This is a genomic window from Saccharopolyspora sp. NPDC047091 (genome assembly GCF_040643635.1).
In the GTDB taxonomy this organism is placed as follows: Bacteria; Actinomycetota; Actinomycetes; order Mycobacteriales; family Pseudonocardiaceae; genus Saccharopolyspora_C.
Genome location: NZ_JBEYUS010000115.1, coordinates 1 through 11,046 on the forward strand (window position 1 = coordinate 1; position 11,046 = coordinate 11,046).

At 72.2% G+C, this 11,046-nt stretch carries 8 protein-coding genes and 1 pseudogene; 4 read left to right on the forward strand and 5 right to left on the reverse strand.

What is annotated here, in order from left to right; translation table 11 throughout:
- Positions 1-395 precede the first annotated feature (395 nt).
- The 3 genes from ABZ805_RS28275 to ABZ805_RS28285 all read right to left on the reverse strand — a co-directional run bounded on the left by ABZ805_RS28275 (position 396) and on the right by ABZ805_RS28285 (position 2,735).
- Positions 396-1,517, reverse strand: a complete 1,122-nt coding sequence (locus ABZ805_RS28275; protein ID WP_358446667.1) for an epoxide hydrolase family protein — start codon at positions 1,515-1,517, stop codon at positions 396-398.
- 335 nt (positions 1,518-1,852) lie between these two features.
- A complete protein-coding gene (locus ABZ805_RS28280) occupies positions 1,853-2,038 on the reverse strand; it encodes a hypothetical protein (RefSeq protein WP_358446670.1) in 186 nt (61 codons plus the stop codon).
- Positions 2,039-2,294: 256 nt separating this feature from the next.
- Complete coding sequence (locus tag ABZ805_RS28285; protein WP_358446672.1) at positions 2,295-2,735, reverse strand: MarR family winged helix-turn-helix transcriptional regulator; 441 nt, start codon at positions 2,733-2,735, stop codon at positions 2,295-2,297.
- 66 nt (positions 2,736-2,801) lie between these two features.
- Between ABZ805_RS28285 and ABZ805_RS28290 the strand changes: the two genes are divergently transcribed.
- Positions 2,802-4,394, forward strand: coding sequence for an FAD-dependent oxidoreductase (locus tag ABZ805_RS28290; RefSeq protein ID WP_358446675.1), 1,593 nt, complete (start codon positions 2,802-2,804; stop codon positions 4,392-4,394).
- 488 nt (positions 4,395-4,882) lie between these two features.
- Entirely contained in the window at positions 4,883-5,827 is a 945-nt protein-coding gene (locus ABZ805_RS28295; protein ID WP_358446677.1) for a TIGR03619 family F420-dependent LLM class oxidoreductase, read from the forward strand.
- Between the two features lie 565 nt (positions 5,828-6,392).
- Here the strand turns inward: ABZ805_RS28295 and ABZ805_RS28300 are convergent.
- Positions 6,393-7,622, reverse strand: a complete 1,230-nt coding sequence (locus ABZ805_RS28300) for a cytochrome P450 (protein ID WP_358446680.1) — start codon at positions 7,620-7,622, stop codon at positions 6,393-6,395.
- Positions 7,623-8,204: 582 nt separating this feature from the next.
- On the opposite strand from ABZ805_RS28300, the gene ABZ805_RS28305 reads away from it, so the two are divergent.
- Together ABZ805_RS28305 and ABZ805_RS28310 are read left to right on the forward strand one after the other, a co-directional pair.
- Positions 8,205-9,320, forward strand: coding sequence for an FAD-dependent monooxygenase (locus ABZ805_RS28305; protein WP_358446682.1), 1,116 nt, complete (start codon positions 8,205-8,207; stop codon positions 9,318-9,320).
- Between the two features lie 10 nt (positions 9,321-9,330).
- The gene (locus ABZ805_RS28310) at positions 9,331-9,936 is read left to right on the forward strand and encodes a TetR/AcrR family transcriptional regulator C-terminal ligand-binding domain-containing protein (protein WP_358446685.1); all 606 of its coding nucleotides are present in this window, start codon (positions 9,331-9,333) and stop codon (positions 9,934-9,936) included.
- A gap of 807 nt (positions 9,937-10,743) precedes the next feature.
- Here the strand turns inward: ABZ805_RS28310 and ABZ805_RS28315 are convergent.
- Positions 10,744-11,046 (reverse strand): annotated as a pseudogene (locus ABZ805_RS28315) (bile acid:sodium symporter family protein); the annotation flags it as partial.

Below are 11,046 nucleotides of genomic sequence, written 5' to 3' on the forward strand. Positions count from 1 at the left end.
GACCGTCGACCGGCTGAAGGCGATTCATGACCGAACCCACCCCCGTTCCTGACGACGGGGGTGGGTTCGAATCCCGCCGTCCCGACGGTCTAGAGGGTCTTCGCAGGTCGGACACTGCGAAGACCCACTTTTCATGATCTTGGTCGGTTCTTCGAAGTCGAGCACGCCGTTGCTGGACCCTTTGACTTCGGAGGTTTCCGATGTCTCGATCTTGATCGGCTCACCGGGGAACTGTCCCCCGCGTGGACCGGACATCTGGGCGACCGCGCGCTGCGATCCGGTAACCGGGACGACGTTCGCGCATCGCACCGCCCCACAACCTAGTCTGCCGAGAATCCGAGGAACGGACAGGGCCAACCCCTGCGCGCGGCCTCCTCGGGAAATGGCACGGACGATCACCGGAACTGGCGGAAGAATCCGCGCACCTGCTCGACCAGCGACTCCGGCTGCTCCAGCGCGGCGAAGTGGCCGCCGTGCGGCAGCTCCTCGAACCAGCGCAGGTCGGTGAACCGCAGCTCGGCCTCCCGCCTCGACGGGCGGGTGATGTCGCGCGGGTAGACCGACAGCCCGGATGGCGCGGTCACCTCGTCCCGGAAGTGGGCGAAGCTCTCCCAGTACAGGCGCGCCGACGACGTGGCCGACGCGGTGAACCAGTAGGCCGAGATCTCGTCGAGGATCGTCTGCCGTGACAACGCGTCCTCGGGATGGCCGTCGTTGTCCGTCCACGCCCAGAACTTCTCCGCGATCCAAGCGGCCTGCCCGGCCGGGGAATCGGTGAGGCCGTAGCCGAGCGTCTGCGGCCGGGTCGCCTGGATCGCCGAGTAGCCCCGGCCGGTGCGCTGGAACTCCTTCTCCGCTTCGAGGTTCGCCAGCTCGGCGGGCGTCGGGTCGTCGAACGTGCCCGCCGCCACGGACCCCAGGTTCAGGTGGACACCGGCGACCCGCTCGGGTGCCACTTCGCCCAGCGCGCCGGACACCGCCGACCCCCAGTCACCGCCCTGCGCGCCGTACCGGCGGTAGCCGAGCGAGACCATCAACGCGTCCCAGGCGCGTGCGGTGCGCGTGACTTCCCACCCGGTCGTCGAAGGCTTGTCGCTCCAGCCGTAGCCGGGCAACGACGGCGCGACCACGTGGAACGCGTCCACCGGGTCACCGCCGTGCGCGCGCGGGTCGGTCAGCGGGCCGAGGACCTCCGAGAACTCGAGCACCGAACCGGGCCACCCGTGCGTGAGCACGAGCGGGAACGCGTCCGGCTCCGGCGAGCGGACGTGCAGGAAGTGGATGCCCAGCCCGTCGATCGTGTCGCGGTACTGCGGGAACGCGTTCAGCCGTTCGGCGAACCCGAAGTCGTAGTCCTCGGCCCAGCTGCGGCAGAGCTCCTGCGCATACGCCAGCGGCACACCCTGCGACCAGTCGTCCACCGGCTCGCGCTCGGGCCACCGCGTCCGTCGCAATCGTGCACGCAGGTCCGCGATCTCGGCTTCGGTGATGCTGACCTCGAACGGCTCGGCGGACATGGCGAACTCTCCTCACTGGTCAACGCGTTGTCGGATCAGCTGCGGCCTCGGGTGGCGGGGACAGGGCTTCGAACACTGCCGACTGCTCCGCTGGCGCTCGGACACGTCATCGCCCCCGCGAACCCGCTCGTTTCGTGGTGCGATGCGTGAACACCACGTGTCCGGGCGCTTGGGGCGAGCGGCGGGTTCCGAGGGCTGCACGGCATCGTCCGATTCACTTCACGCATGCCGGCCGTTGCCGCCACCGCGGGCCGCGTGAGCGTCCGGCTCGTAGTGGGCCGGGCCGGTGAGCTCGACTCGCCGCCGCAGGGCTTCATGGGCTGCTCCGAGAAGGTTCAGGCGTGCGCGTCGGCTTGCTCGACCCCGTCGAGGACAGCGGTGGCGCGATCTTCGTGACACCGTCCGCCAGGTTCGTCGCGGCGGTGCACAGGACCGGCCACGGTGTTGCGCCCGCCGACATCGCGCGGCGGAGGACCGGACGGCGGCACCGCCTCGGGACGACGCGCGATCCGGTCGGTCATGCCGTGCACCTCCGAGCAACCAGCAACAGCACTTTGCTGGATACTACGGCCTCGAGTGCAGGCCTCACCGGATCGCTTCTCGGTTCCGCCCGGCCGGCGACTCGGTCTGCCCGGTCGTGATCACCGGCTGAGGGCGATCTCGTGGGCCGGCACTCGACAGGCCTCGATGCTGCTCCGGCCACCCGTCGCGCCTGCGGGGCCGGGGCTGGACCGGCTGAACCTCGGCCGGAGCCCGGACTCCGACCTCAGCTGCTCATCACCGCGACCACGCCCGGGTCAGGCCGTCGCGCAGCTCAGCCAGCGCCGCTGGTCCGAGCTCGTCCTCCAGAACCCGTTCCAGGTCGCGCAGGATTCCGGAGGCGACGTCCCGACGACGACACCCCGCGTCGGTGAGTCCGATGAGGGCACTGCGCGGAAAACCGGACCCCGGCGTGCTCGTCAGCAGACCTTCGCCGAGCAGTTGCTTGACGGCACGATGCATCGTCTGGCGGGTGACACCCGCACGACGCGCGAGTTCGGCGGTGCTCAGCGGCGTGTCGCGGTCCAGGTGCGCGAGCACGGCCGCGTGCGCGGGCGTGATGGGGTCCACTCCCGCGGCCTCCAGGCGCTCCAGCAGCTCGTCGGAGAACCACCGGACTCCGCGTTGCAGGAGTGCGAGCAGGGGCGGATTCGGTCCCGCGTGCTCTTCAGCGCTCATCGTCGGCGGGCCTCGCATTCGTGGGCTAGCATCAGTGTCAGCATAGCTTACACAGGAGTGGGATACATGACGAATCGCGATGTCGACGTCCTCGTCGCGGGGGCCGGCCCCGTCGGACTCACGGCGGCACTGCAGCTGGCCCGGTGGGGAGTGTCGGTGCGCCTGGTGGATGCCGCACCCGGTCCGGCCACGACCAGCAGGGCCCTGGGCACGCACGCCCGCAGCCTGGAGATCTACGACCAGCTCGGAATCCTCGGGGACATCGCCCCGCACGGGACGAGGGTCAACGCGTTCATCCGCCACCAGGGCGACCGCGCGTCCCGGGTCGACTTCGACTTCGGCGACTTGGCGACGCGATTCCCGTACATGTTCAACGTGGATCAGGTGATCACCGAACGCGTGCTGCGCGGGCATGCCGCTTCGGCCGGGGTCGAGGCGGAGTGGAACACCAGGCTGGAGTCGTTCCACTCCGACGAGGACGGCGTCACGGCGGTGTTGCGCAGAGGTGATGACTCCGGCGCGGAGCCCGACGCGGTGCGCGCGCGCTACCTGTGGGGCTGCGACGGCGGGCGCTCGACCGTCCGCAAGGCGCTCCAGCTGCCGCTGACCGGCGAGAGCACGCACACCTGGCTGATCGCCGACGCGATCGTGCGCACCGGCCCGGAACGGGACGGCGTCCACTGGCTGTTCCCGGGCGGCGGCCCGCTGATGCTGTTCCCGTTCCCAGAACCCGGCAAGTGGCGGCTGCTGGACACGACCGGCGAAGGCGAGCCCGACGATCCCGGAGAGCTCGCCCGGCGGTTCAGCACCAAGTTGTCCCGGGTCCTGGGACGCGAGACGAGCGTCGACATCCCCAGCTGGGCCTCGAAGTTCACCATCCAGCAACGTGCGGTGCCGGCGATGCGCGCCGGGCGGTGCTTCGTGTCGGGGGACGCCGCCCACGTCCATTCCCCCGCGTCCGGGCAGGGGCTCAACACCGGCATCCAGGACGCGTACAACCTCGCGTGGAAGCTGGCCATGGTCGTCCGAGGCGACGCCGACGCCACCCTCCTCGACTCCTACGACGCGGAGCGCGTTCCCATCGGCCAGGCCCTGCTCGCCTCCACCGGGGAGGTCATGAACACCGCCATGGCCGACACCGCCACCAGCGGCACCCGGGACTCCGATCACGGCTTCATGCTCCGACTCATCCGGAACATGTCGGGTCTCGCCATCGCCTACCCGGACAGCCCGCTGACGGTGCCGGGCGACGAGTCGGGGGCCGGTCCGCGGCCCGGCGAACGGCTCACCCAGATCTCGGCCGCCGATGCTCACTCAGCAGGCTGGACGGCGCTGCGCGCGCGGCTCCGAACCCCGGCCTGGCACCTGCTCGTCTTCGCCGGGGATTCCGGCACCACCGGCCGGGATCGCGTCGTCCCGGAGGGACTCCCGGACTGGCTGGACGCGGTGCCGATCAGCCGCTCCCGGCCGGATGCGGCCGACCGCGGCGTGCGGGATCCCGACGGCGCGGTCCAGAACGCGCTCGCCGCGGCCGACGGGGACTGGATCCTGGTACGCCCCGACGGGTACCTCAGCGCTCGCGGCACCGGGGACGACGGTCTCCGCGCCGCCCTGGAGCGGTTGACCGACCTGCACGCGCGGGGGTCGTCCGGTGCGTGATCAACCAGGCGACGCTCGCACCACCGGCGATCTCCCGCGCCTCCGGTTCGCGGGCACCGAACTCCCGCGCTGAACGCCGCTCAGGTCCGGCAGCCGCCGCGACGGCGCACGTCGCAGGGGGCCGGAAGAGAGTGCGGAATCCGGTCGTGCGGGTGCTGCGGGCGGCGCCGATGTCCGGCTCGAACGCCCCGATTCCGCGCTGGGAGCGGCGAGACCGTCGGGCGTCGGGGCGTCGGGGCGTCGGGGCGTCGGGGCGTCGGGGCGTCGGGGCGTCGACCAACGGCAGGCCGAGCCTCGGCGATGCGATCCGGTGCAGCGGTACCGGGAACTCGGGTGGCCTCGGACAACGGAGTCCGCTGCACCGGCGCCGCAACCGACCGCCCGCAGCTCGGCGGATCCTGCGCAGCTCGGCGCCCGACTTCGGGTGTCGCCGCAAGCGCGGTGGCCGCCCATCTCGCTCCTGCCTGGGCCGCTGGACGGAACCGCGTGTGGACGACAGTGTGGGGGCACTGGCGGAGATCCACGAGCAGGAGGAGTCGAGGGTGCGATTCGGCGTGAACATTCTGAACTTCGGGGCGGAGACGGACCCGTCGTCGCTGCTCGGATGGGCCCGGTACGCGGAGGATCGCGGGTTCGGCTTCGCGATGATCTCCGACCACGTCGCGATCACGCCGGACGCGGCCGAGCCGTACCCGGCGCCGTTCTACGACCCGTTCACCACGCTCGCCTGGCTCGCCGCGCAGACCGAGCGGATCCAGCTCGGCACGACGGTCGCGATCGTGCCGTACCGCCATCCGCTGCACACGGCGCGCGTGACCGCGAACATCGACCGGTTCAGCGGTGGCCGGTTCCTGTTCGGGGCGGGGATCGGGTGGGCGCGCCAGGAGTTCGAGGCGCTGGGGCTGCCGTTCGAGCGCCGCGGCCGGATGACCGACGAGTACCTGGAGGTCCTGACCCTGGCGTGGGTCGAGGAAACGCTGTCGTTCCACGGCGAGTTCGTGTCCTTCGACGACGTGTCCACCGGTCCGCTCCCGGCCACCCCTCCCCCGCTGTGGGTGGGCGGCAACGGGCACGCGGCGATCCGGCGGGCGGTGCGGTTCGGCGACGCGTGGCACCCGTACAACCAGCGGGTCCCGTGGCTGCGCGACGAGGGCGTCCCGGCGCTGCGCCGGGCCGCTGCGGACGCGGGTCGTGCGGTGCCCGGCTTCGCGCCGCGACTTCCCTTGCTGCTCACCGATTCCGAGCTGGACGACGACACGCGGCTGGCGGGGCAGGGCACGCTCGACCAGGTTCGCCGGGACCTCGATGGGCTCGCGGAGCTCGGTGCGACGCACGTCCTGTTCGACACCTACCCGGGCACTCCGGACGAGCGGCGCTCGCAGGCGGCGGACCAACGGATGCTCGACGCGCTCGCCGCGCACGTCCTCGATTGATCGCGCGCCGAGCGGCGGGTGGGCCCCGGGCCGGGGCCCACGACGGACGGATCATGGGCCGGGCTCCCGTCGATCGTGCTCCACCCGAGAACCGATCCGGTGCCGTCGCCGCTCGGGCCGATCGCGACCTCGCCAATGCCGCTCGACCGCACCGGGCTCAACGGCGCGGACGGAGCTTGTTCATCGCTCGCCGGAACTTGCTCAGCTCGGCCACTTCGGAGTATTTCGAGCGCCTCCCCCAGTTCTGGCGCCCACTCCGAGGAATCGGTCCACCGGTTCAGGTTCCGGCCACTGCCTGAACGGTTCGGGCGGGCGGGTGGCCGGCGCGGCGCTGTTGATCCGGTCGCCGTGCTGCGGCGTGGCGGGCGGGCGTCGAGGCTGGCTGCTTCGGCTCACGTGGTGCGTGCACGTTCGTCCTCCTCTCGACGCCGATCTCGAAGACTTTGCCCGCAGTCGTTCTTCCGAACACGGGGTCGGGCGGGCTGAGCTCTGCGCCCGGAGTCGCGATGATGGGCGCCGTTCGGAAACCCGTTCCTTCCGGCCGTGCGCCCATCCGCCGCGCAGTTCATCGCGACGACCGTCCCAAGTGGACGGGGAGCTCGCGGTGGCCGTTGGAGATGAAGGACCGGACGGGTCGCAGGTCCGCCGCCGGGATCGCGAGCGCCAGGTCCGGGTAGCGGGCGAACAGGGCGGGGAGCGCGAGGGCCGATTCCAGCCGGGCCAGCGACGAGCCGAGGCAGAAGTGCGTGCCGTGACCGAAGGTCAGGTGTTCCTTGTCTTCGCGGGTGATGTCGAAGCCGTCGAGGTCCTGGCCGGGCCGCGGGCACCGGTTGGCGCTGCCGAACGCGGCCAGGATCGGGTCGCCTGCGGCGATCGTCACGTCGCCGACGGGGATGTCCTCGACGGCGTAGCGCAGCGGCATCACCGAGATCGGCGGCTGCCAGCGCAGCGCCTCCTCGATCACGTCGTCCCAGCCCCGCTCGCCGGACCGGACCCGCGCGAGCTGGTCGGGATGGGTGAGCAGGGCGGCGATCGCGTGGTCGAGGTGGTTGGAGGTCGTCTCGTGCCCGGCACCGACGACCAGGAGCAGCGTGTCGACCAGTTCTTCGGCGGAGAGCCGCGAATCGTTCTCGTCGCGGATCGCGATCAGCGCGCTCGTGAGGTCGTCCCCCGGAGCCCGCCGCCTCGCCTCGACGAGCTCCGCGAACACCTTCCGCCCATCCGCGAAAGCAGCGGCGTCGGCGCCGGATTCGGCCGTGGTGGAGACGAAGACCTCGGTGATGCGCCGCAGCTCCGCGCGCGGCTCGCCGTCGGGCACTCCGACCAGCCGGCAGATCACCTCGATGGGCAGCGGGTAGCAGAACCGCGCGCGGAGATCGACGACCTCCGCGCCTACCTCGGCCACCTCGTCGAGGAGTTCCGCGACGAGCCGTTCGATCCACGGGCGCATCGACTCGACGCGGCGGGCCGTGAAGGCCTTCGACACCAGCGAGCGCAACCGGCGGTGCTCGGCACCGTAGGCGGTGAGCATGTCCTGCCGGGCGACCCAGGCCACCATCGACCACTCCGCGGAGACCGCACCGCTGATCCACGCCGGCCAGTGCCGGTACGGGTCCTTCGACACCCGCGGGTCGGTCAGCAACCGCCGCAGCACCGCCGGATCCGACACCGACCAGGCGACGACGTCCCCCGGTAGCAGCACCTGCGCGACCGGGCCCCGCTCGCGCACCCGCGCGGCTTCGGCGTGGATGTCGGTCGCATCCGGATCGAGCACGTACGGCTCGGGCGTCCGCATCGGCAGGCCCCTCTCATCACGGCGGGTGATCAACGGTGCGCCCCAACTGTCTTGCGGTGCGCGCCCGAGCGTCAGCCACCGAACGAGTCACCTCGTCGCATCACGCGGACGGCGCAGCTCTCGGCAACGCGTTCTTCCTGCCGGAAACCCTTGGACAGCGGGCGTTCTCGGGCGGACGGGGACGACGATTCGTGGCTCGTTCCGCGCTGTCGGGCGTTCCGACGGAATCCCGGCTTCGCTCGGGGAGCTGCACCACGTCCCGGCATCGGGTCGGGCTCGCCGAGTCGGTTCCGGGTTCCGAGCACGGACCGGCGCGGGTCGTCCGGGGCGGTCGTCGGCGGTTCGCCGGTGAACCGGGCGGCGGGGCGAGCGCCTCGGCCCCCGTCTCGGTACCGACCTCGGCTGGGCGACCCCCGCTCTCGTCGGAGCGGTGGAGCACGTCTTCGCGCAGTTCATCCGGGTGACGGTCTCGGCCGATCAGGTGGCCGCCCCCTCGTCCCCGGAGCACGTCGAGGCCGGTCGGTGCGGCCCACCTAAAAGCAACGTACAGTTGCTTTAGCAGTTCAATCAGGAGGAGGCACGATGAAGATCCTGGTCAGCGGCGCGGGAGTGGCGGGGCTGTGCGCGGGCATCGACCTGGCGCGCGCCGGGCACGAGGTGGAGGTCGTCGAGCGGTCGAACCACCTGCGCGTCAACGGCTCCCCCATCGACGTGCGCGGCGAAGCGCTCGACACGGCCGAGCGGATGGGCATCCTGGACGCGGTGCGCGAACGGCGGATCACGATGACCGAGCGGACGACGTTCGTCGACCGGTCCGGTGCGCCGGTCGCCTCCCTGGCGGTGCAGGAGATCAACGAGACCGACGATGACGTCGAACTCCCCCGCGAGGACCTCATGGACGTCCTGCGGCAGGCGTTGCCGGAGCAGGTCGACCTGCGGTTCGAGGAGTCCATCGCGACGCTGGTCGACGACGGGGATCGGGTCGCCGTCACGTTCACCTCCGGCCGTGCGGCGAGCTACGACGTCGTCGTCGGCGCCGACGGGGTGCACTCCGCGGTGCGCAGGCTGGTGTTCGGCCCGGAGGAGCGGTTCACCGAGCCGCTCGGCGTGTACGTCGCGATCGGGGCCGCTCCCAGCCACGCGGCGTCCGGCGACGCGCGCGTGACGGAGATCCTCAACCTGCCGGGGCGCTTCGCGGGGGTGGCCCGCTACCGCGACGAGGCGCTGGCGATCTTCGAGTTCCGGTCCGACCCGATCGACCACGACCACCACGACCTGGCCGCCCAGCGACGCATCCTGGCCGAGGCCTTCGCCGGGGTCGAGGACTGGAAGGTCCCCGAACTGATCGAGGCCGCCCGGCACGACCCCGAGCTCTACTTCGACGCGATCGCCCAGATCCACCTGCCGAGCTGGCACCGGGGACGGGTCGTGCTGATCGGCGACGCCGCGCACTGCGCGACTCCGATGGCCGGACGCGGCACTTCGCTGGCCCTGCTCGGGGCGTGGCTACTCGCCGACGAGCTCGGCAGGCACGGCGACGACCTGGAGGCGGCCTTCACCGCCTACGAGCGGCGGCAGCGCCCGCACGCGACGGCGGCCCAGGAGTTCGCGCGCGGCGGGGCGGACCTCGTCGTCCCCGCCAGCTGGGAGGCCATCGAGGCGCGCAACGCGCGGTTGCGCGCGGCGCAGCCGCTGTAGGCTGCCGCCCGTGGCCGAGGAGGGACGTTCGCGCGCACCGGTCCGCCGCCCTGGCGGGCGAACCGCCCGGGTGCGGCGCCGGGTCCTGGAGGCGGCCGCCGAGCTGATCGCCCGCGACGGGATCGGCGGACTGCGCTACGACCAGGTCGCCGAGCTCGCCGAGGTGAACAAGACCAGCGTCTACCGCAATTGGCCCGACCGCGACGCGCTGGTCGCCGACGCGCTCGCCACCTTCGGAGCCGATGCCGCGCCCCTGCACGATTCGGGCGACGTCGACGCCGACCTCGCCGACTTCCTCGAATCCCTCGCCGCCGCCACCGCGAGCCCGCAAGGGCGGGCGCTGCTGAACGTGGTCGCCTCGGCTCGGGAGAACCCCGAACTGCGGGCCGTCGTCGACGAGGTCTTCGACCGACGCCTCAGCGTGCTCGGCCACCGCCTGGAGGTGGCGGTCGAACGCGGCGAGCTGCCCCCGGTCGAGAGCTCCTTCCTCGCCGAGCTGCTCGCCGGGCCCGTCCAGCTGTTCGTCACCCGCGGCGCCCGCGCGTTCACCCGTGCCGACGCCGTCCGGGTGATCACCGTGGTGCTCGCAGGCATCCGCGCCACCCACGGCACCTGAAGCCGGGCACCGCGTGGCGTCGGCGGCGGCCGGTGCCGTGCTCGCGCGAGCCCGACCCGCGACTCGCTGGGCGGCTCCGGACGAGCCGGCCCCGACGAGTGCCATCGGCCGTGGACGGTCGATCCACGACGGGAGGCCCCAGCTCCCCGCGGCAGGTGCCGCCGCACCTAGTCGGACGCCACCACCGCACCGATGCCGCGCTTGATCCGATCGGGCGCTCCGGCACCGGGAACACCCCGTGGGCGGGGGCGAACGCGGACGCGGGCACGCCGAAACCGGGACGCAGCGCCGACCGGGGCAACCCCCGCAGACCGAGATCGAGAAGAACGCGGCCGCGGCCGGCGGCGCCAGGAACGGGCCGACCATCCGCGCATTCCGAAGTTCGCGGAAGAGGACACGGCGTCGGTGGTCCCGTTCACCGGCCCGAACACGGCCGTCGGGCACAGCGCCGGCGCTCCGACCACGAGTCCCAGCAGCAGCGCGGCCGCCCCGGTCAGAACGACGGTCCGAACAGGACCGGGAAGGCGCCGAGCACGCGTTCACGCCAACGAAGCTCAGCCGGACCAGGTCGAGCGGTGCCACCGTCCGGTCGGCCTCGGGGGATGCGTTCGTTCCCGTGTTGCTCGACCACGGCGGGGAATGCGGGGCAGCGGCTCGGCCGACCATGCCGTCCTGCTAGGACACCTGGCGCGAGCGCCCGAAACGGGAAAATCGGCCCACCGCGGCGACCGCACTGCGCGGCCGTCGCGGAATCGGCACGAACCGCGCCGCTGCCCCGGACCGTTCGGCGCGGTGCACCGCTCGGCCTCACGCGTCGTGCGCGCTCTCCCGTTCCTGCTTCCCGGCGGCGACGGCGGGCCTGCGGGACCAGTAGCCGGCGACCAGCGAGCCGGAGATGTTGTGCCACACCGAGAAGATCGCGCCGGGCAGCGCCGCGACCGGCGAGAAGTACGTCGACGCCAGGCTCGCCGCCAGACCGGAGTTCTGCATCCCCACCTCCAGCGCGATCGCCCGACGCCCCGCCTCGTCGATCCCCGCCACCCGGGCGGCCACGTACCCCAGCCCGACGCCGAGCACGTTGTGCAGCACGACCGCGAGCACCACGACCGG